This is a genomic window from Ignavibacteriota bacterium (assembly GCA_013285405.1).
Taxonomy (GTDB): domain Bacteria; phylum Bacteroidota; class Ignavibacteria; order Ignavibacteriales; family Ignavibacteriaceae; genus IGN2.
Window position 1 is genome coordinate 504,156 of record CP053446.1, and the last position, 23,877, is coordinate 528,032.

14 protein-coding genes are annotated in these 23,877 nt (G+C 34.7%); all 14 read right to left on the reverse strand.

All coding sequences use genetic code 11. From position 1 onward, the window contains the following. Nucleotides 1–260: 260 nt before the first annotated feature. The 14 genes from HND39_02220 to HND39_02285 all read right to left on the reverse strand — a co-directional run bounded on the left by HND39_02220 (nucleotide 261) and on the right by HND39_02285 (nucleotide 23,843). Complete coding sequence (locus HND39_02220; protein QKJ95177.1) at nucleotides 261–4,283, reverse strand: T9SS type A sorting domain-containing protein; 4,023 nt, start codon at nucleotides 4,281–4,283, stop codon at nucleotides 261–263. Nucleotides 4,284–4,920: 637 nt separating this feature from the next. Beyond that, nucleotides 4,921–5,550 (reverse strand): T9SS type A sorting domain-containing protein, encoded by a 630-nt coding sequence (locus HND39_02225; protein QKJ97850.1) that lies wholly within the window; start codon nucleotides 5,548–5,550, stop codon nucleotides 4,921–4,923. Nucleotides 5,551–6,240: 690 nt separating this feature from the next. After that, the gene (locus HND39_02230) at nucleotides 6,241–6,657 is read right to left on the reverse strand and encodes a hypothetical protein (protein QKJ95178.1); all 417 of its coding nucleotides are present in this window, start codon (nucleotides 6,655–6,657) and stop codon (nucleotides 6,241–6,243) included. A 223-nt stretch (nucleotides 6,658–6,880) separates the two neighbouring features. Beyond that, the gene (locus HND39_02235) at nucleotides 6,881–7,600 is read right to left on the reverse strand and encodes a M48 family metallopeptidase (protein ID QKJ97851.1); all 720 of its coding nucleotides are present in this window, start codon (nucleotides 7,598–7,600) and stop codon (nucleotides 6,881–6,883) included. Continuing rightward, nucleotides 7,596–10,628 (reverse strand): HsdR family type I site-specific deoxyribonuclease, encoded by a 3,033-nt coding sequence (locus HND39_02240; protein QKJ95179.1) that lies wholly within the window; start codon nucleotides 10,626–10,628, stop codon nucleotides 7,596–7,598. The genes HND39_02235 and HND39_02240 overlap by 5 nt, the downstream gene beginning before the upstream one ends. Beyond that, nucleotides 10,625–11,833, reverse strand: a complete 1,209-nt coding sequence (locus HND39_02245) for a restriction endonuclease subunit S (protein ID QKJ95180.1) — start codon at nucleotides 11,831–11,833, stop codon at nucleotides 10,625–10,627. Before HND39_02245 ends, HND39_02240 begins: the two co-directional genes overlap by 4 nt. Further along, complete coding sequence (locus HND39_02250; GenBank protein QKJ95181.1) at nucleotides 11,824–14,310, reverse strand: type I restriction-modification system subunit M; 2,487 nt, start codon at nucleotides 14,308–14,310, stop codon at nucleotides 11,824–11,826. The genes HND39_02245 and HND39_02250 overlap by 10 nt, the downstream gene beginning before the upstream one ends. A 98-nt stretch (nucleotides 14,311–14,408) precedes the next feature. After that, nucleotides 14,409–16,961: a SpoIIE family protein phosphatase gene (locus HND39_02255; protein QKJ95182.1), complete on the reverse strand. Its 2,553-nt coding sequence runs from the start codon at nucleotides 16,959–16,961 to the stop codon at nucleotides 14,409–14,411. Between the two features lie 4 nt (nucleotides 16,962–16,965). Beyond that, complete coding sequence (locus HND39_02260) at nucleotides 16,966–18,645, reverse strand: SpoIIE family protein phosphatase (protein ID QKJ95183.1); 1,680 nt, start codon at nucleotides 18,643–18,645, stop codon at nucleotides 16,966–16,968. Between the two features lie 3 nt (nucleotides 18,646–18,648). Continuing rightward, nucleotides 18,649–19,089, reverse strand: coding sequence for an ATP-binding protein (locus tag HND39_02265; GenBank protein QKJ95184.1), 441 nt, complete (start codon nucleotides 19,087–19,089; stop codon nucleotides 18,649–18,651). 2 nt (nucleotides 19,090–19,091) lie between these two features. Continuing rightward, nucleotides 19,092–19,442 (reverse strand): STAS domain-containing protein, encoded by a 351-nt coding sequence (locus HND39_02270; GenBank protein QKJ95185.1) that lies wholly within the window; start codon nucleotides 19,440–19,442, stop codon nucleotides 19,092–19,094. Between the two features lie 49 nt (nucleotides 19,443–19,491). Continuing rightward, nucleotides 19,492–21,543 (reverse strand): SpoIIE family protein phosphatase, encoded by a 2,052-nt coding sequence (locus tag HND39_02275; GenBank protein ID QKJ95186.1) that lies wholly within the window; start codon nucleotides 21,541–21,543, stop codon nucleotides 19,492–19,494. A 168-nt stretch (nucleotides 21,544–21,711) separates the two neighbouring features. After that, entirely contained in the window at nucleotides 21,712–23,250 is a 1,539-nt protein-coding gene (locus HND39_02280) for a hypothetical protein (GenBank protein ID QKJ95187.1), read from the reverse strand. Beyond that, nucleotides 23,250–23,843, reverse strand: a complete 594-nt coding sequence (locus HND39_02285; GenBank protein QKJ95188.1) for a sigma-70 family RNA polymerase sigma factor — start codon at nucleotides 23,841–23,843, stop codon at nucleotides 23,250–23,252. Before HND39_02285 ends, HND39_02280 begins: the two co-directional genes overlap by 1 nt. Nucleotides 23,844–23,877 lie beyond the last annotated feature (34 nt).

Consider the following 23,877-nt stretch of genomic DNA (forward strand, 5'->3'; position numbering starts at 1 on the left):
AAGTCCACAATAGTGCCACTACATTGTTTAAAATAAAGTAAAAAATCAATGAAAAGTCTTATAAAATGAGAATGGGGATTATTTTGAAACAAAATTTCATTGGTCTTGCTGCCGGTAAAATCTCCAAATTGAAGTTCTGAAGCGGCGATCACATATCATCCGAATTGTAAGTTCTGAAATAAAAAACCCCTGTGTTTTATGACAGGGGTTTTGTAATAGTTGTGATAAAAAGAAAATCAGGATTGACTTTCGTTAAACGTTTATCGAAGTAATATCAGCTTTTTACTGCTAATAAAATTACCCGCAGATATCCGATAGAAATAAACCCCGCTTGCAAATTGTGAAGCATTCCACTCATATTTGTAATAGCCAGGTTTCATAACTTCATCAACCAATGTAGCAACTTCAGCACCAAGCATATCATACATCTTTAAAGTCACTTTAACTTCTTTCGGTATATCAAATTTAATTGTTGTTGTCGGATTAAAAGGATTCGGATAATTTTGTGACAGACTGAATACTTTTGGTATCATTGAATAATCAACTTCAATTACATCCGACAAATTTTCAGTTCCATCGAAATCTACCTGTCTTAATCTGTAATAGACTTTTCCTTTTCCTGAAGATATGCTAGCATCCTTGAAAGTATATTGCTGCATTTCAGTGGTAGTTCCTTTTCCTTCAATCTCACCAATTCTATCAAAGTTAAAATTATCGTTACTTCGCTCAATGATAAATAATTTATTATTTGTTTCGGTTGCAGTTTCCCATTTCAGCAGGATTATATTCTGATCAATATCTGCGCTGAAGGAAACAAGTTCAACAGGAACTATTCCGAGACCAAAGAACTCAACTATCTTTAGCATGAGCATCTTTCTGTTTGAAGGTGCTACACCATTACTTAACCCACCAAATTCAAAAGATGCACCAATAGTTTTATATGTACCTGCATTGTATGCAACCGCACAGATATAATTAGGTGTCAGGTTTTTAAAGATTGCTACTGCCGGTGGAATGTTGGACAGCCGATCTATCCAGGAATTATCACCTGCATAAGTAAAATTCATTCCTTCAGTCATTACTCCGGTCTGACCTTGAATAGTTCCAAGATCTCCACTTCCATCGGATAAACCAGTGATATTAAACATAGGATGCACAGGAGTTGGAGCATTATAATACCATGTATCTCCACCTTCCATATAGATCATTCCGCCGTTATTCAGGAAATCAGCAAGTTGTTGTCCTTCTGCAGAAGTCAAAACATAATTATTGCTGTAAGTACCTAAACAAACAAATATGGATCTATAAAGACTCAAATCAGCAGGGAAAGTTGTAGAATAATCGTATGCAACATTATTTGAATCCAGCGCAGCTCTTATGGCAGGACTTGAATTATGGTTAGCATCCATACAAAGTACAAGTGCTGGTATTTGTCCAACAATCAGATTAAAACTACCGCTCGCTGTTAATCCTGGTGTTGCTGTTATACTGCAATTAAATTCAGCAGAATGTCCGGCTGGAGTATTGACACTTGTGGTAACACTAAATGATTTAATCATGCTGCTTCCTGCTGATATATTACCATAAGCCTGTGAAGAAGTATTAATAGTAATATAAGGATCGCTTGAAATCAGATGACCAATTACACCAACCGCACCGGATGTACCCTCGTTCTTAATTTCAATTATTATGTCTGCAGTTTTGCCCGGATCAAGTGCATTGTTATTATTCCCAAACGGGTCCGAAACATTGTACTCACCTAATTCAAGCGAAGGAGCGTAAGCCTTCAGAGAAAAATTACTCAGCCAATTGTTTACACCGTCAGATGCAATCACTGTGAAAGCAGCCAGATGACCATCAGGAACAAGCGGGCTGATAGTTATCGCAAATCCATTGCTGATTAACTTCTGCGCACCTGCTGAAACATTTCCATAGAATTCAGTCGAGTCAGATATAGTTATAAAACTATCTGTACTTCTTAATGTAACGGTAACATTACTTGCATCTGAAACACCAACATTTCTCACTCTTAATGATAACAACGGAGATTCACCATAGTCAATCAATCCATTTCCATTACCTGAAGCATCGTTAACTATACAGGAATCCGCAACTACATAAGCACCTTCAGCAGGAACAACAGAAATATTAGAAGAGTATCTGTAGTAGTTTTGCTTTGTTACAGTCAGTACTACAGTATTTACAGGAGTTATAAATGGAATCGGGATTGTGACCGGTGACCCTGTTCCTTCGGCAACACCAATTATTTCCCCGTTAAGTGTAAGTGAAATCAATGAATAATTATCAGCGGTAACTACAAACTGAGTTTGCCCGCTAATTATTACCGGATCATGAATTACAGTAAGATTCTGCGGCATCTCGGAATAAACTGTAGAGAATGCATCACCGTGATGATGAAACAGATAATATGTTACCATTTTGTTGCTTGTATTGTATGGCCAGTTTGAGTATTGCAGAAAATACTTGCCGGTTACATTTCCGAATGCCGGAAGAATTCTGTCAGGACCCGGATTTCCATAGTCAGGCATAAAGTTTGGCCACATCCCATCAAACATTCCCCAAACATAAGTATCATTAACAAAAGAGTAGGAGATTTCTGTTGCTGCAATAATTCCAAGCGCGCCTTTTTGATGACGGTGAAAAGCTTCTGCAAAACATTCACCGCTCCAATTAAATTTTCCTGTAAGACAGTTAATAGACATAACGAAAATAAGATCATTATTGTTTAGCCCAGCCAGGTTGGAATTAGTATAATCGGGCTCACCCCATCCGGTTTCCAGTCCATGATCACGATGCTGTATCATGAACGCACCATTGTTTATGTCATTATTTATCCGTGTTGCATTCCCTCCCCAATCTGTTAAGTATGCAGGTGAAGTTGGAATATAACCTCTCCCGCTTGGACCAAAATAATTAACTACAAGGTTTGTGTTGGTTGCAGTTGACCATGTTGAAAATGGAGGCGAACCGCTGTAAATAGCATTTTCCCGAACCGGCGTTTTACCTAATTGATATTGCCAGAAACCGTTAACAGTTTCAGAGCAAATCTGGAACCACCGTTCTGTCTGCCAGCCCAAAGCAGTTATTGGTTTGTTATAAAAGTTTGGATTTGTCGGAGGTGTTCGCTCATACTTTAAAAATTTATTTATCATTGTTTGCAGATGAGTTGCGTTTTGAGCTGTCATTCGTGCTGTGACAATATCTGCCATATTATCTCCGTTCACATCAGCATAAATATGATCAGACACGCAGTAATTATCCCACGTAGGACAATGAACAGTATTTCCGGAAGTTCCATAATCTCCTAAGAACAATATTGCAACCGGAGGAATATTCCATGTATTATATGCATTGTTAATGTAACTCTCAATCAATGTAGAATTGTTTCCGCCAATTTCCGTTGTTGTAACAATACCTGTCCTTATTCCCTGTAATGTTCTGAATTGTTTTATCGAATCTGCCCACGCAAGGAACGTTGGATCATTCGGGCATATAATCAAGTATTCAAAATCTTCAGCATCCGCACCCGATTGGAACTGATATTCAACTTTGGGCAGCGAATTAAAATTTATCAGAATGTTATTAAGTATCGGGTCAAACCACCGGTTTCGCAAACGATTATCTCCAAAATGTCCGTTGCCGCCAATGAAATTAACTTCAACTTTTATGTCTCTATAGACAATCAACTCTTTTGTAACCGGATTGTATTGAAACGGTGTGATTCCGAGCTGAACAACATCAACACCTCTGATTTCAGTTGGCTCAGAGAGTATTACTGGTTCAGCCGGATAAAATGCGTTGGAAGCATAAATTCTCTCATCCTTAATATAACTGAGAGGACCGTCTTCATTACCTTTTGGAATACGAAATGCCGGTGCTACTTCAACATTCTCAAATGATTCGGTTCGGGTTGCTGTAATATTAAAGCTTGCTCTTGCACCCTCGGGTATCATTATAAATCTCGAAGTTCCAGCAAGATCCGGTGCGCCTTCATCGTTAGGCAGGAAAACTCCTGGAATATGTACGGACTTCATCGAAGTTCCGTTAACAGTTACTTCCTGCATTTCAAACTGATGAATTGAAAAATTCAATTTCACTCCCGTAACATTTTCAGTTTCAATACTGAATCCCTGTGAGCCCCAGCCATCGGAGTAATTAATTACCTGCCCATGCAAATTCAAATTTGAAAATGAGAAGGCAGCGAGGATCGATAATAGTTTAAATGAACTATTAGTAAAAAATCGGAAAATATTTTCCTTCATTATTACCTCCACAAATTTAAACTGTACTAAACAGTACGTAGTAAATGAAAAAATGAAAGCCTACGAATTATTACAGAGCACAGGAGTGTTTTGGTTTAAATAAATACTGGTAAGTCCCCCTGAGAAGATTTTCAAAATCTTAGACTTGCTCTTAATCAAGTAGTAAGCTATGGTTAATTAATTTATAAAATATTTAAATGCGACTGACAACTATTGCAATCGTTATACAAAAATCGGTATATATCTTTTAAATGAAAAGCATCAATTGCTGAATGGAAATTAATTTATTAGATTTTCTTTATAAATGAAATGATAACCAACTATTTTTAATAGCATGAACACTTCTATCAGCAGTGCAGAATCCTGCATACTCATCTATTTCAACATTTACTAACCGTGAAACTTTAATAACCCGATAATATTTGTTTAAAGAATATCTGATCATTCCAGCTTTCTCATCAATAATTTTACGGGATACATAAATTCATTTTAAAAATAAAAAGCCCTGCTTAACAAGCAAGGTTTTATTAAAACTTTTATCGGTGTCTTTTTATTTCACAAAAATCTTCGCAAAGTGGGAATCCTGACCTGTCTGCTCACCTCGCTTCCGCTTCGGCGGAGCAGGTTAAGTGACATATCACCTAAGCATCACCATTTTTTTTGTTTCTGTGTAGTTCCCAATCTGAATTGTATAGAAATAAATTCCGCTCGTCAAGACCGAGCCTGATCGGCTTGGTAACGATGCTGTGTTAAGCTCTATCTCATAACTGCCTGCTTGTTTTATTTCATTAACGAGTGTTGCAATTTCGTTTCCCAAAATATCATAGACAACAAGCCTCACCCCCTGCCCCTCTCCAAAGGAGAGGGGAGAATTTGGAATTGTAAATTTAATTTTCGTTGATGGATTAAAAGGATTAGGATAATTTTGATATAAATTAAATCCGGTAATCAAATTATTATTCTCTTCTGATGTTCCGGTTGATGAACCAGCGTTAATCCATTCAGTATAAATAATGCAGGTTAATTTGTACGAAGCTCTTTGAAACAATCCGATGGTAAAACCTTTTGCAATCTCCCAAAACTTATTGTAGTATGTCGTGCTATTATGATTGCCTGCATAAGCTTCAGCAACTGAATCAGCATAAAGAACAGAATCTACGTATTGATAATTATCGTATATCATTTCAAAAACAAAATCAGGCAGATTATCAATGTATTGAAGTGTATCTCCTTCATAAACTATCTGTGACTGAAAGTTTTGAATCATTGTTGATTCATATCTCGAATGAACTCCATACTGGTTGGTGTATTGTCCATTATAATTTCTTGTGATGTGCAAAGGATTATGTGCATCGCCAATGTAATGCCCGAGATCTGCTGCAACCAGCATTGCTTTGTGCATATCATTCATCTCAAATAATGTTTGAATCGAATCAGCAGTTTTAAGTATTGCCCACGGAAGAATTCCCTGATCCATCACAAAAGAGTAACCGTGCATTGCAACAAGCGAATCAAAATCTTGTGAGATTCTGCCTGTCGCAATAAATTCAGGATAATTATCAATATCTATAAAATGCTTTGGAGCTTCGTCAGGGTCCCAGGATTTTCTATAATCAGCATCAGATGCATGAGCTTCAAGAGAATCTGCCCAGGTTTCAAAGAATTCCATTTCTGGGTGCGCAGATAGTATTGTGTTATAATTTATAATTTTATGTCCGACATTTCCCCAGCCAAGAAAAACAAATGAAACCAGGACAATCAATGCAAAAATTAAATTCGTTTTAGTAAATGATTTTCTTTTATTTGATTTCAGAAACATTTTATTCAATTTTAATTAATCTATAACAAACATATATACGTTAATACACTTGCACAATGAAAATTTTCCTTGAGATATTTTTAAAATTAATGCGATCGATAGATGCAGATGAGAAATGACCTTTATCGTTCAATTGAATTATTTAGATTTTGATTTCTCTCTTATTCCCAGGAATTTCAGAGATTCATTCTTGTCGGTAGTAACTTTTAAATTGAGCCCACGATTTCTTGCAACTATTTCTCCAAACCTGCGGGGATCAATTATTGGTTCATTTCCACAAACAGACACGGTTATCCTTTTTAAACCTTTTTCCAAATATTTCAGAGACTCATACGCTGTGAACTCGCCAAAATAATATCTCTGAATGGTGGTTATTTCTCCTTTAACTTTATAAGCATCAAGAAACAATTTGGAGAGATCATTTTCCAAGAGTGCTTCCAGTGCATCTGTATACATTCTCTTTACTTCCGAAAGAGAAAAATGTCCTGAGACGGTAACACTCAGATAATTATCTTTAACTTTAAAAGAATATTTGAGTGGAGATTTTTTTTGCACAAATAGTTTTTCAGTTTAAGTTTTCTAAATATAATAAATGAGAATTGAACAAATCATAAAAACGTAAATTGATTATTTTAAATCCTTATCAAATGTAAATACGAAACAGATTCAGAAACAAATTTATGCAGTTAATCGGAGATAGAATTACTTCACCTTCACTACAACCATTGTCATATCCGAATTATAAATTGAGTTAAGTAGATTCAAATAATTTATTAATTCAATAACTCCAATCCGTATGACTGATTGGGATTTTGTTTAATTCTTGTCTTTGTTGTTTCCACTGTGGAAGAAATTGATTCATATATGCTTTGAATTTATAGTTGTGCTTGCGTTCTAGTAAATGAACCATCTCGTGAACAATTATATATTCTAAACAATGAATTGGTTTTTTTGCTAATTCAAGATTGATCCAGATTCTTTTGACATTGGTGTTACAAGTTCCCCACCTGGTTTTCATTCTTTTTATTGCCCACTCGTCAACTTTCACATTCATTACCTTTTCCCAATTTTCAATGTAAGCTGGAATAAGTTCTTTCAGTCTTTCACGATACCAATCGTTTAATATTTCCTGTCTTTTCTCTCCTGGTGTATCGGGCTTGATGTATAATTCAATTGTATCGTGTTTAATTTCTACTTTTGGTGGATAGTTATGTTCTATAACTTTCAATAAATATCTTTTACCTAAATAATAATGGCTTTCTCTAGTAATAAATTCTCTTTGTGTTTCTCTCTCCTGATTTTTCATTCTTTGTTGTTGTTTTTTTATCCAGCTTAATTTAGAGATTGCGAAGATTCTCAGAGTATCGAGTTTTATTCTATGCGGAGAAGACATTCTTACTCTGCCTGAAGGAGGATGAACACTAAGATGTATGTTCTTTATATCCTTAAAGAATACATCAATGGAGATTTCACCTAAGTTTATTTTTTGTCTATCAATAATCACTTTGCTGCTTGATGATTAAAAATATTCTTTCAACTTCATCTTTACTTTTCATTATTTTATAAATGGCAGCTTTGATTTCATTTTCCTTCTGTGGATTACCTCTGAAATCAGCTTTCTTTGTATATCGAACTGCTTCATCAATCTTTAGTGCTAAGTCCTGATCTTTACTCAGGTTGTTATACAATGCAATATGAGCATTAGTTGTTATTCCTATTGGTAAATCAACACTCTTCCTATCATTGACTCTTTTAGCAAGTGCGGCTATTTTTTTCAAATATTTTTCGTATTCAATTGCACCAATTCTTCTTTCGTAAACAATTTCATCTAACAGTTTTGACATTTCTTCAAAGTAAGCAGGGTCAATCAGATATTCTTTTATAATCTTTTGTCTAACATTATTCTCAATAGTTTCCTGTATTGCCTGTCTATTCTCTCTGATACCTTTTGGCAAATTATTAATTGCATCGGCAATTCCACTATTAACGATTATATCAAGCAGAGTTTGATCACCAAATGGTGAAATAGTTTTACTTTCTTCTGCCTGAATATAATTATCAATTAAAAATCGCATATCAGCTTCATAGGTTTTTAGATCAATAACTTCTCCACTTGCACGTTTTATTTCTTCACGAAGTTTTAAGTAAAAATTTAATGTCTCTTTCAATTCGTCAAGTTCTTTGGGTGTATAACCAGCCTGATCTATTTCATCTGCAATGTTTGCATAAGCTCTTATTAGTGAAGCAACATTTTTATAGAGAGCAATTCTTCTAACTTCAGTTGCTTTGAGATCATCCTTGTTTTCAGGATTACCACAAAAGAATCTTATATATTCAAATGTTCCTCTTGGTGGTTCAACAGGTTCACATAATAAATTTAATTCTTCGATTGCATTGTCCAATCTTTCTTTTCCTTTTTCGAGTCTGGTCTTAAGCATAATGTCAACGTCTTCTTTTTCAAATTCATCATAATCTAAATCAGCGGTATAAACGGCAACAGCGTTTTCTACTCTCTTGAATAAATCTTTATAATCAACAACATACCCAAATTGTTTGTCTTCACCATCCAATCGGTTTACTCTGCAAATTGCTTGAAACAATCCGTGATCCTGCATACTCTTATCAATGTATAGATAAGTACAAGGAGGTGCATCAAATCCAGTTAAGAGTTTATCTACAACAACAAGCAAACGCATATTTGAAGGTTCCTTAATAAACTTTTTCTTTGCTTCATCCTCATAAGTTTCAGTGTTTTTACCATTCAATAAATTGATGTATGTATTGTAAATAAATTCTTTTTCAGTATCCGTGTTAGCTCCGGTATCTTCAGTAACAATGTCTTTTGTACTTGGATTGTATGATGTGATAATTGCACACTTATTTCTTAGTTCTGTTTTCTGAAATAGTTCAAAGTATCTGCTTGCTTCATAAATGCTACTTGAGACAAGGATTGCATTGCCTCTATCTGAATTGAGACGTGGCTTTGTATTAAAATCATAGATTATATCTTTAACGATCATATCAAGTCGTGAAGCAGAACTTAATACCTTCTGCATTGTTCCCCATTTTTTCTTTAGTTCAGATTTTTGATAATCATTCAATCCTTTTGTCTTTGCTTCAAACCAGGCATCTATTTTTTGAGGCGATGAAATTTTCTGATCTATGTCTCTCGCTTCATAAACTAAATCTAAAACTACTCCATCTTCCACAGCTTCATTAAATTTATAGGTATGAATATATCTGCCAAAAACTTCGAGACTTGTTTGTTTATCTTGTTTGAGCAATGGTGTTCCTGTGAAACCAATAAACGTAGCATTCTTCATTATTGCTTTCATCGTTTTGTGGAGTTTACCGGATTGAGTTCGATGACATTCATCCACAAATACAAAAATATCACCGTAAGTTTTTGAGGGAGCTTCTTGAAGTTCCTTAATGAACTGATCAAAGTTATCTACATCTTTTTTACCGAACTTATGCACTAATGAACAGAACATTCTGGGGAGTGGATTACCAAGTTTTTCCATCAGCTCTCTACCGCTTCTTGTACGAACTATTTTTTCACCAGCATCATTATAAACTCGTTCAATCTGTTTATCGAGTTCATCTCTGTCTGTAATTATAACTACTCGTGCTTGAGGATTATTTTCTAACAACCATTTGGAAAGCCAAACCATTACAAGACTTTTACCACTGCCTTGTGTGTGCCAGATAATTCCACCTTCGTGACGACTGCAAAAACTCTGGGCTTCTTTGACACCAAAAAACTGATGATGGCGTGGGAGTTTTTTTATTCCTGCATCGAATAAAACATAATCGTAGATCAGTTCAAGGAATCTTTTTTTATCGCAAAGGATGGTGAGATATTTGTCCAAAAGTAATTGAGATGAGTCTTCTTCATTCTCATTCCAGTTGAGATAATATTTTTCAGGCGTTCCTATTGTTCCGTATCTTAAACCTTCAGTATCATTACCAGCAAATATGAATTGAACTGTTGAAAAAAATTGCTCGATAAATTCTTTTTTCTGATTTACAATGCTTTGTCTTATTCCTTCACCGATTGAAATTGTACTGCGTTTTAATTCCAAAACAGCTAGAGCAATACCATTTACATAGATGACTATATCCGGTCTTTTCTCACGATTACCTAAAACAGTAACTTCTTCTGCAATTGCAAAGTCATTCTTCTCGGGATGTTTCCAATCTATGAGTTCAACAGTCTCTTTCTTTTCTCCTGCTTCGGTTTTATCCTGAACGCCATATCTAAGAAGAGAGTAAATATTTTTATTGTTTGTGTAGAGAGATTCGTTGTAGTTGTTTGCAGTAATGCGGAGTTTGTCGAGAGTTTTGTTTATTAAAGTGTCATTTACATTTTTGCGTTTGAGATAAGACGTAAGCAGTTCTTCTTCAATGTTGCTGTTGTTTTCTCTTTCTTCCCAATTGCCGAGATAGGTGTAACCGAGTTTATCTTTGAATAGTTTTACTATCCGGTTTTGGGTTTCTCTTTCTCTTTGACCTACTTCGCTCATACTAACCTTATTTTACCTGTTAAAAGATTTTGCATCATTCCTTGTTTGATTAATTTGTATTTATTTAATTTTTGTTCGAGCGATTCGATATCAGAATCTATGTTATTAAGAACTTCTGCAATTGCATCTTGCTCAGTTACATCAGTAGGTATTTTTATATCAATCGCTGAAATAGCTCCAAGATTTATTTTTTTGGGAACAGCCCATTGCAATGATCTAAGTTCTATTTCTTTTTGAAAATCATAACTTTTAATTAGATGAGCAATAAACTTATTGGAGTAACCTTTCTTGATTTTTAATAATGCAAGGCTAACATAAAAGCTCGCTTCCACATCCCAATTAATTAATTTACAATCACCAATGGAACCTATTCTGGTCATCAGAATATCACCCTTTTCAATCTTATAAGTTTTAGTTAATCTTTTATGTTCCTCAAGTGATATGAATTTCGTATTAGTAAAATTATTTTCAGTGATGTTTTCTACACTATAGAATTGAATACCGTCATCAACATAAACAGGGGTTTGATGTGTACCATCTCTTATTTCTGCTACGTCACCTAACTTTTTTACTTCCCACTCTCCACTAAACCCCGGCAAACGTTTTTTACCTGTTAGCAATTGCTGCATTGTGCCTTGCTTAATTAGTTTTTTCTTTTCAATTAGTTTTTCAAGTGAGGAGATTAACTCATCGGTATCGCTGAGAACCTGTGCAATTGCGGTTTGTTCTTCTGTAGGTGGGCATATGAACTTTGTAATCTTTATGATGTCGTTATACAACCGTTGAATAGTCTGTCCTTCAGTTCTGTAATCGACAACTTGGTATAAATAATATAAGTATGAATTGGATACTATAGTTTCATTGTTATCAATCCAAATGATGTTTGAGTCTTGAAAATATGCTGGTTTACCATCATAAATAACGGTTCTACCTATTGTTCCAGATGCAGAAATAAGTATGTCGCCTTTCTTTGGGAAATAATACTTTTGCCTGTAGTTGTTAAATAGTTCCTCAGTAATGAAAGCATCTGGTTCTTTTCCAAATGTCCCAATCTTATAAAATGGAATTGGACCTGATTGCTTGGTTTGATTATTAAAAACTCGTTTACACATTTTCACTTCGCCAACATCGCCCAGACTTTTCACTCTCCATTCTTTAGGAATATTACCAAACTCTGTTTGACTATATCCTTCCCTCATTTCCATTCAAATCCCATTTTTTTCAAATGCAGGTTTACCTTGCTTTCTAGAGATTTTACATTTTCATCAAGGTTGGGTAAGGTTTTATTGTAACGCTCAGCAAGTTCTTTTATTCTATTTGTTAGCTGCTGTGAGATTCTGTCCAGTTCACTTTTAACATCATTGTAAATTTTAGTAAGCCACTTATCGTCAATTACTAAATTTTTAACTTCTACTTCAGTCAACTCAGCATATTTCTTTTTCAGTTTTTCAAGGAGCTCAACTTCAACTTCTTTAATTTGTTTTTTAATGTCAGATTCTTTCTCAATCAGTTCAAGATATTTGTTTAAGACTTCAACTTCTTCCTTGTCATCCTCACTATAACTAATTTTTGGTTCAGCAACTTTTTTATATTGCTTTACGGCATCAGAAATTTCTTTTAATCTTTTTTTAATCAATGTCTTCGTAATCTTCCCAGAATCAGTTTTAACTTCCTCAAGCAATCCATCTTCACCGGAGTGTTCCTCAGCCATTTCTTCCATCTGTGCAGAAACGTTATCTCTATCAATTTCTAACTGTTCAATCATTTCTTTTTCTTTTAAGAAGTAACGGTCAATCATCAATTCTTTCGGGACAAGATCGCAAACATATTCTTTCTTCTCTGTATCGTAATAGAAATCAGCTTTCCAGTCATCATTGGCAATTATATAAACATCATCCTGCATCGTGTCTGTCCAGTAAGTCATCAGGTGCTGGTAAACATCATACTTATCAATAAGAATAAGATTTGAGAATGATTGAAGTATTTCTTCAGAGATTGTGTAAATAAGCTTCTTGGGTTTTGTTCCAACTTTAATGTTTGTGAGTTCAGGATAGATTTTATTTTTCCATTCTTTGAAAGCTTTATCTACCTTCTTTGCATAATCAACAAATTCAGGATGGTTGTAAATTTTATTTTTAATTCCTGCCTGTTCGGCAGGCAAGTCTGATTGCCCGATCTTTATTTCTAAATATCCTGGTCTTGCATTATTCTTAAACAACTCTTTTCTTAATAAAGGATATACATTCCAGTATTTCTCCAATGCATCAACATCATACTTTGGAATACCACCTTTAAGATGAGCTTCAATATCCTGTAAATCTTCCGGTTCCTGGCTGTCAATGTAACGAGGGATATTCAGGTTGTATTCGTTCTTTTCAATTTCATCAAAGGAAACATTGCGGGAATATTTTGAAATCTCTATCTGCTTGTTAAACACATCAACAATTTTATGAATATCCTGATGTCGCAAGCGGTTCTTGTTTCCATCTTTCAGATAACCTTTGCTTCCATCAATCATAAAAATACCTTTTCGGTTGTCGGCATTTTCTTTATCAATTACAATTATGCAAGCGGGAATGCCTGTTCCAAAAAACAAGTTAGCAGGTAAACCAATAATACCTTTAATGTAACCACGTCTGATTATGTTCTGGCGAATTTCAGATTCTGCACCACCACGGAATAAAACTCCGTGAGGCAGAATAATTGCACCTTTACCTTTGCTTTTCAGCGAGCGAATTAGATGAATAAGAAAAGCATAATCACCATTTTTATTTGGCGGAATACCAAAGCCTGTGAACCTGTCAAACTTATCATTCACAGAACCTTTATCGTTGGTAAGTCCTGTTGTCCAGGATTTATAAGAAAATGGCGGATTAGCAACTGCATAATCAAATGTTTTTAATTTAGTATCACCGTCTGTGAATTGAGGATCTGATAAAGTGTTTTCTCTTGCAATTGTTTGAACATCTGAAGCGTGATTATGAAGAACCATATTCATTCGTGCCAAAGCTGCTGTTGAAACATCCATCTCCTGTCCATAAAGAGAAATATTTGTATCTGCTTCATCTGCAACTTTCAGCAGCAAAGATCCGGAACCACACGTGGGGTCGTAAACAGTCGTTTCGGCTGTGATTTTTGAAGTATTTATTCCGATAACCTTTGCCATTATTCGACTGACTTCTGCAGGAGTATAAAATTGTCCTTTGCTTTTACCGCTCTGAGTTGCGAAATTTTTCATAAGATATTCATAAGCATCACCGAGAAGATCATCACCTTCAGCTTTGTTTTTTGAGAAGTCGAGTGCTTGATTTTCAAAGATTAAAACCAGATTGGTAAGTCTGTCAACCATATCCTTACCTTTGCCGAGCTTTTCAGAATCATTGAAGTCAGCAACGTCTATTGTTCCTGTCAGCTTGTTAGCTTCTGCAATTGGAGCGATGATTTTTTTATTTATGTCATCACCGATAGTTGGCTTACCTTTCAATGCAGCCAAATCCTTAAAGCTTGCACCTTTAGGAATAGTAATTGGAGAGTAAGGTATGTTGGAATACTTATCGGATATGTATTTAATGAACAGTAAAACGAGAATGTAGTCTTTATATTGGGAGGCATCCATACCGCCACGAAGTTCATCGCAGCTTTTCCAGATAGAGGAGTATAGTTCAGATTTTTTTACGGGCATAAGAAATCTTATGAATTGAATAGTATAAAAATAAACAAAAAGATTTTTACTTAGGCAAGAAAATATTTCAGAAATAGCCAGAAGAAAAAAAAGAGTAGCTACTTCACCTTCACCACAACCATTGTCATATCATCGTTGACTTCGGCTTCTCCGCGGAAAGATTTTATGGATGACCAGATTTCATTCACGATATCGGTTGATCGTGCTTTGGATTTGTTCTTGAGAATTGAATTCAGATTTTCATCACCGAACAGTTCGCTGTTCTCATTCATTGCTTCTGTAACACCATCAGTAAAGAAAGCATAAATTTGTCCCGGCAGTAACTTTACTTCCTCTTCTACCAAAGACTTTTCGAAAACTATTCCTCTTTCAATACCAACACCAAGTCCTTGTGTTCTGTATGATTGAACTGTTCCGTTTGATGCCTGAAGCACAGGCATATGTCCGGCACGACAGAATGTAACTGTACTTTTTTCAAGATCGAAAAGAGCAAGCGTTATTGTAACAAACCAGCTTTTATCCATCTCGGCATAAATTCTTCGGTTAATATCAATGAGAATTTCTTTTGGTGATTTATTATCCGAACAATTTAATTTTATCATCGTTTGGAGCTTTGTCATATAGAGTGAAGCTGATAAACCTTTTCCGGAAACGTCTCCAATAACCACAAATAATTTTGAATCAGAAATTTGTATCAGGTCGTAATAATCTCCACCAACCTGCATTGCTGGAATCATCTCACCGCAGATATCAAGTCCGTTCATTTCGGGAATACATTGAGGAAGTAAACCTTGCTGAATTTTTCTTGCAAGATCGAGATCTCTTTCAATTTTTTGTTTTTCAACTTCAGATTTGTAAAGACGTGCATTCTCAATTGAAATAGCTGCCTGATTTGCTGCAGCCCATAAAAGTTCCAGATCTTTTCCTGCAAAGTGCGAACCTGAATGTTTAAGTCCGAATAAAAGAAGACCAACTATTTTTGATTTAGCCATCATTGGAATGATTGTGTAAATACCTTCGGAAATTAATCTTTCGGCTTTCTCATCGGTAAAAACTAATTTAAAATCGGTTTGTTCAATAGAAGGAAATTTTGTAATCAGATATTTATCTTTTAAGAAAGGAATTATTTTCGACTCAGTTATCGTGCATTTGGCATTATTCATTCCAACACTATCCACAAGCGCCAGATTACCATCTTTATCCCGCATCATTATCCCAAAGGTTTTTATTTTAAGTGCATCAACAAAAGTTTTTTTCATCAATGAAAGAATATTATCCATCCCGACAACGGTGGAGAGTTCACTGCCCAGATCAACTAAAACTTTCTGGTAAGCAAACTGTTCAGGATAAAATCTTTTTGTAAGAAAATTCTGAAAGCGATCTTTTGTTGACTGGAACACCAATGCAAATACGATAAAGAATATTCCTGCAATAATTCCCTGGTTCTCGACACCAAAGAAAGAACTGATGCTTTGCCCGGCAACATATATTACAAAGAAATAAATAGCAGCAACCGTTGCAGTTGCAGTTCCGTAAACAATCGTGTTCTTTACAACAACGCTAACATCCATCAATTGATATTTAAATATGGAATAAGCAAATACTAACGGAACAATTGAGATCAGAATTATCGGCATATAATATTCCGGTGAATTAAATATTGTATCAGCAATAGCAGGTGCAACTCCGCCGGTGTACAACGCAACTGCAAACCCAAAAGTAACTGCAATCAGCATTATAAGAATTGGCTTCTTCTGTTCTTTAGATTTGATTTTTCTGTATTGAAAAAACAAAGCCCACCATCCGGTTATTTGAGCTAAGATTAAAAAGAACATATACGATTGTAACGCAATATCAAATACACCGCCTTTCAAAGTTCCTGTCATTGTCATATAGAATAATGTAATAAATAGAATAACAAAAACTGATGGGACAATGAATACAGCTTTCTGCACCCATTTTTTTTCGGCAAACTTGAAAGTGGATGGAAAATTCCAGAAGAAATAATTGATGATAAACGGGAGAAAACATACTCCAATCATATAAAGAATTCCCACTATCCATGCAAGAATTCCATAGTTCAGAAAGATTTTTATTACACCACCGAATTGTGGCCGCAAGGCATCGAGAGAAGCTAATACAGACACTGCACCAAGGAAATAAAACAACCTTTGAATTCTGCCATCGGGTTTTGCAATCATCACAATAAAAGCAATTAATATCCAGAAGAGCGCACTCAGAGCACCTGCAAGCGCTCCGTATTTAACTAATTTTTTTACATAAACTTTTGTCGAATATATTTTTCCTTCCCGTTTGTATTTATAATCTGCTAATTCTCCTTTTTTATATTTGTTAAGTATTTCCTGTGCCTGATGATCAGAATGAAGAATTGTGTTGTTAATTTCAATAAGTTGATCACCGTCGCGGATACCGGCATTCCATGCTACGCCGCCAACCTTCACAAAATCAAAATAGAGCGCAGTACTGTCTTTGGTAATTTTTTTGTTTATCCATAAACATTCGTCATTGCTTGTTACATTGACTTCAACGGCAGTGTAAATATTTAATATTGCAATACCAATTAAAATTAGTGATGCTGCAACAATAAGTTTTGAACGATACTTTAATAATAATGTTTTAAATGTTCTCAAAGTTTCACCTGACTTTTAATACAATCATTGTTATATCATCGGATTGAAGATTTCCCTGCGTGAAAATCTGAACATCTTCTTTTATACCGTTAAGTATTTCATTTGCTGATTTATGCATTAAACTTTTTCCTATTCTCTCTAATCTCAGTTCAGAATATTCTTCAAACTGAAGATTTAAAGCTTCTGAAACTCCGTCAGTATAAAGAATTAAAACATCATCTTTCTGAAGTTTCACATCCTCAAAAATATACGGAACGAAAGTTTTCATCACCCCAAAAATCATCCCGCCCTGAGTAAGTTTGATAATTTTATCTCCTCTCAGAAGATACGGCGGGTTGTGTCCTGCATTCACGTAAGTAAGTATATCCGTTTTTGTATTAATGAAACCCCAGAAAAAAGTTATAAATCTTCCCTCAGAAGAATTTGCAGTTACGAGATCGTTTATCATTGCCGTTGCATCTTCAATTTTCATATTCTGCCTGCAAATTACCTGCAGAAAAGCCTGGATGTTTGCCATCATAAGTGAAGCAGGAACTCCCTTTCCGGCAACATCAGCGATAGCTATATAGAATTTTTCATCATTGATAGGAATAACATCATAATAATCTCCGCCAACTTGTTTGGAGGAAACGTTCAGTGCAGCGATATCATATTTCTCATACTCAGGTAAAGTTGATGGAAGTAGATTTCTCTGAATGTCTCTCGCTATAAGCAAGTCTTCTTCCATTTTTTGTTTTTCAAGCGCTTCAAGAAACAGCCGGTTATTTTCCAGGGAAATTATCGCGAGATTGCCGACTGAATAAATGTATTCAATATCACTATTATTAAATCCTCTGTTCCCTGCTCTGTTCCCAAGTAATATTATTCCACGTGTTTTTCTTTGAAGCTGCATAGGTACGATAAGTTCAATTCCAAGTTCGAGCAATTCAGAATATTTAATTTTTAAAATGTCTTTTCTAATCGAATCCGGTGTGTTATGAAGTTCATATTTCTTTATTAACAGAATTAATTTTTCGTTATCGAATTTTGAATCAAGAATATCCGGCTCATCATTATCAAAAAGAACTAAAGCATACTTCTGAATCAGGAACTGACCGAGTAAAGAAAATACCAACAACTTAACTACCCGAAATGATTCTGCGAATGTTCCGAATTCTTTGCTGAGTTCAAACAATGAACTGAGTCTTTGTACACGTGAATCAAGCTGACGGTTTACTTTTCTTAACTCATCTATCACCAAAGAATTTTGAACCGCAGTTGCGGAGATATTTAAAATCGTACTGAGGAATTCAACATCGTCTTCAGTGTAATCTGTTTTATTTAACTTCTCACCAAGACAAACCAAACCGATACAATTATCTGAAGCACTTATCCTCTCAGCAACTTTCAGGTTTGCTTCCTGCATAAACGAAACTAATTTGGGATGATCAATACAATCTGATGTAAGTTCCATTTCGGGAAATCCCTTAATTAATTCGGAGGGTAAGCCTTTAGAACCCTTCAGGATAATCTTGTTTCCTTCCTTAAGTGCAATGAGTCCGCGTGTTGCTAAAAATTTGCCAAGGCAGGTAAGAAGAACATTATTGGTAATGAAATCAAGATCAATACTTGAGTTAATAATTCTGCTAAAGTCAACGAGCGCAGTTAGGTTTCTTTTTAATTTAAGATTTTTTGCCTCCAGCATTTTTTAACCGTTCCCTATTTTTTTCGAAAGCAGTACCTTATTATACTTTCCCGGAACGGAAGTATATGTAACGTCATCCATTAAAGATTTCATAAGATACATTCCAAGTCCGCCAACACGATGTTCACGATAATATTTTTGCAGGTCAGGAAGAGGTATCTTAGCAGGATCAAAAGAATTGCCGTAATCAATAATAGTAACCGTAAATTTTTCCTTATCAAATTCTACTTTAATAATAATTTCACCTTCCGGAGAAAGTTTATAGGCATGTTTAATAATATTTGAACATGCTTCATCAACTGCCAGAATTATTTTCTCGACCGTAGTGTCCACTATTCCCGCATCATAAGCTTTTTCGCTGACAAAATCCCTGATCTCAGAAAGGTTTTCGGTTTTGCTTTGAACTACGAGTTCACCGGTGTTATTATTTTTGCGGACTGACAAGCTTAACTCCCAAAAAACTTCTTTATTGCTTCCTGCTCGTTTTTATAAATTTCATAGAGCAATGGAAAACCCAGCAGATCAAAAATGTTAAATACTTTATCGCTCATATTTGTCAGCTTTATGTCACCATTATTATCTCTTACGTTTTCTATGAATGCCATAAACACACCTAAGCCTGCACTGCTGATGTAGGAGAGCTCTTCGAAATTAACTACGATTTTAAATTTGTTTTCATTAATTAGTTGAGTAAAATTATTCTCAAGAGTCGGCGCTGTATGAGCATCCAAAAATCCTTTGAGATTAATAATACTAACTCCTCCGCTTTCTCTTATTGATGAACTGAAATCTGCCATCCTTATTCTCCATTCCGTCGAGACATAACGTCTAACGACTTTTCAAGTTTTAATTTTGCTTCCACTTAAAAATAACTAAAGTTATATCATCATATTGATTATGCTGACTTGAAAAAACTGTAATTTCTCTTATTATTTTATTAGAAAGTTCCTGCGCGCTCAATGATGCGTTATCCTGAAGTACGTTCAAAAAATATTTATCGCCAAAATCTTCCATCTGTTCATTCTTTGCATCGGTTACTCCGTCTGTATAAAGTACTATGGTATCATTTCTGAACAAATCAATAGAGAATTCTTCCAGAGTCTGTTCAAAATATTCTTTACTGCTCAATCCCAAACCGAGACCTGAAGGTCTGATTTGTTTCGAATTCATATCTCTTATTAAAAACAGAGGGCAATGACCTGCACGTGCAAAGATTAACTTTTTTTCGTTGAAATCGAAATATCCGTAAGCAGCACTTACGAAAGTTTTAGAATCCAGAGTTTCTTTTAAAATTTCATTTGCTTTGATAAGTATTTCTTTAGGTCTTTCAATAGTTTTTGAAAGTGATTCAAAAATACCTTTCACTTCAGCCATAATGAATGCTGCGGAAATACCTTTTCCCGAAACATCTGCAATTACAAAACCAAGTTTGGTTTCACTTATTCTGAAAAAATCATAATAATCACCGCCCACTTCAAATGCCGGAATAAAGACTGACGCAATTTCCAGATTCGGATAATCAGGAACATCTGCTGGAAGAATTTTTCTCTGGATTTCTCTGGCAACATCGAGTTCCTTCTCAAGTCTCTCCTTTTCTATTGACTGTTCAAGCAGCCTCGAATTTTCAATTGCAACTGATGCATAATCAGAAAAAGTTTCGATTGCACTAAGATCATCGCGTGTAAAAATCTGACCTTCTCCTTTAGCAGCAACAAGAATTCCCTGAGTTTCTCCGCGGGATTTTATAGGTGAAACTGAAACAACTGAATACAAATCTTCTGTAGTTCCGTCTGTAATTCTTTCTTTTATATTAAATGTTTTTGTTGAAACAAGGTTACTGAAATCAATTCGCTCCAAGATTTGGTTTGTCAGTCTCTCCGATTCGATGAAACTAATATTTCTTGAAGCAAGTGAATTATATCCGACACCGTTTTTCCAGATTATCCAGGCAGCTTTTGAACCACTCAACTTTTGAGCGATATCTGTGACAGTTTCAGCAAGGTCGTTAAAATCTAAAACTTCGGTTATCAATTTGCTGAAGTACTGAAGTGATGTAACTTCCTGCGCTTTTCTGTCATAGGCTTCAGCAGTCGGGAGATGAAACAGTGTAGTAAAAAATAAAAACACAAAATAAATTGATCCGTAAATCATTATCATCTGGTTGAACTGTTTGAGTGACGGTGAAAAAGCAGTAAGAATCTGGCTGTAAATATTTCCATCGGAACTGTTGAGTATGTTAACTACAAATAAAATAGTGATGACGAAAGAGAAAAGCAGCAAATAAATTTTTTCTTTTTTGGAAAGAAAGGCAATCCATGAAATCCTGATAGAATTAAAGACTATCAGAAGAACAGATACAACAAAAAAAGTTGTGTTGAGAAATGACAGATTTTCATCTCTGAAAAAATTTATTGAGAGACTTGCTAGTATGAAAAACACCAGCATTGTGTTAAAATAAACTTTTACATTTTTTGTCCGGTTCAAGAAGAAAAAATGTCTGAGCACTATTAAAAAGAATGAAATAAATCCAATAATAATCAGGACATAAATAAATGAAACGATGTTGTAAACTAATCCGGGATTATTAAGCTTGAGGTTAATATTATTAAAAATATCCGGCAGCAGATAATCAGAAAATATTAAAAGAAAAAACATTATTGCCAGTAATATCCCTGTGTTTAAAACCAGGGAAAGTGGAGTAGTTGTCCTGCTGTTTTCAAATTGAATCAGGATTTGCACCACAAAGAAAATTAAAGCTGCAATTAAAAAATCCTGTAAAAATCTTAGTCCGATGATTTCAGGTGTGCCGAAGAATATCTTAAAAACAAATAATAATACTGCAGCCAGAATTACAAGTTGTGCCTTTGGACTAAAGAAATTTTGTTTTAACAGTTTCATCCGTCTTCTTAAATACAGAAATTTATTTATTGGTTACCAATTAAAATAATATGGTTAAAACTTAAGGGAAACCTTTAAATAGATAAAGATTTCAGTTATGAACGGTTTTTTATTAGGATGATTGACTAAAATCAAAAGGTTAGTCCGGCAGCATCAACCGGTTTGATTTTACTTTCGGGGACTTTTTGTAACTTCTGAATGAACCCTGACTTTTTTGCTTTTTAACTCTTCGCTCAACTGTTTCAGTTCATTTTGTAATTTTTCCATTTCTTTTTTGAATTCATCATCAGATGAATATTTATGATAATAGTTTCTGTTAAACTGATACTTGATCAGCATTGTATCATCGGATGGTTTTACCTGATTGAATTTATTACTAAGATTATAGAGATCCATTCCTTCATTAACCCGATTGAGCGAATCAAAATTCAAAGAATTATCATTGACAACGTAGCTGTACACAGAGTCATCATTAAAATATTCTATTTTCAATCCACTTTTTGATTTTTCAATCTTCGGAATTTTATAAGCATAAAAGTGAATATTATTTGTTGCCTGTTCTATCAATGGTTCAATTGCTGCGATTTCAGGAAATGGCGCTTCGGGGATTTCGATTGAGGGAATATCTACCCGGCAAATATTTGAATCAAGCATTACTTTGAAATTTTGTGCATCGTTCATTTGTGCAGAATGAATAAATGTAGAATCAAATTTAATATTTAGTGTGAACTGTTTGATTTTTTCTTCATGATCTCTGATCTGTTTTTCAAATTCTCTCATTTCTTTTTCATATTGAACTGAATTGAATGTGTAAGAATCAGCAAAGACAGAATCCGGAGTCACGAATATATACTGATCACCGGAAATGTTTTTCAGTTTTTCAAGAGCTTTTACAAGCTCCACTTTTTCATTATTCGATATACCTTCAGGTACAATTCTTTCAAATTTTGCTTTGTTCAATTTTTCAGAAGCAACAAGCAGATCTGCAAATATTGCTTTTCTCAGATTCCATAGATTCGGATTTATTGCGATTGTATTATTCTCATTTACAAGTACCTGCGCTTCAAGTGCTTTGCTGTAACTGCCGATAATCGAATCCACTGTCTGTTTTTGTTTTTCATCAAGATTCATAGCAGTAACAAATTCATCATAGCTTTGTCTCTTTATTTTTTGATCACTTGATCTGATCTCAAAGAATTCCTTTCCGGAATCATCGTATCCTAAAAGGAGATATTTTTGACGTGAGTCATCAAGAGGCAGCTCGTTATTAAAAGCAAAATTGAAAATATCTTCATTGCTCAAATTTGCAGCAAGAAGCACTGGTTGAAGATTTTCTTTGTAGAAACCCGCAATGGCTACTTTTTGATCTTCCCAGATTTTATCAATTAAATCCGGATCAAGTTTTAATACGATCATTAAAGCAATAGTTAAAGCAACCAACGACGCTGCCGGTATCCATCTTTTTATTCCTGACGAATTCTTTTTCCTGCTTTCAATTTCCGCCATTAACCTTGTTTCAAAAAATGGTGAATCGGGAATACGATTTATTCTGCTGCCAAGTTGTTTGATTCGTTTAAGGTCATCGAGTTCCTTTCTCATCTCAAGTGAAGATGACAATAGTCTTTCAACTTCAGATTTATCTTTGGCATTAAGTTCATCATCCAGGTAGGCAGATAGTAATTCTAATATTTGTAGATTTTTTTTCATTATCTAAGTTCCTTCTCAATAGGCTGAAGTATTTCTTTCAGCTTTTCCCTTCCTCTGAATATTCTTGATTTTACGGTCCCCATTTCGCAGTTCAAAGTTTCAGAAATTTCCTGGTAACTAAAGCCTTCTATATCTTTCATTATTAATGGCATCTTTAATTTATTCGGCAATCTGGAAATTGCATCCATAACTATTTTTGAGATATCGTTACTTTCTACCGGGGATGAGTAATCAGAAATCTCTATCCCATCCTCAACAGGAAAAAATATTTTTCTGACATTCATTTTCCTTAAATAATCTTTGCATCTGTTTACAGTAATCCGGTAAAGCCATGTCGTAAACTGTGATTCAAATCTGAAATGCTTAAGATTACGATATACAGTAATAAATACATCCTGTGCTATATCATCCACCAGAGCGCTGTTATTCATAGTTAGATAAATAATATTTCTTACTTTCTCCTTATGCCTGCTCACAAGGATCTGAAAAGCAGTATTATCCCCATCAAGAAATTTGCGGATAATTGAGTGATCATCATTAAATGATACTTTTTGCTGCTGCTGCAAGTCCTTTTCTTCTTCTTTTAAAATCATTTGTTAGACGTGATATTTTCGATGTTGTTCCAAT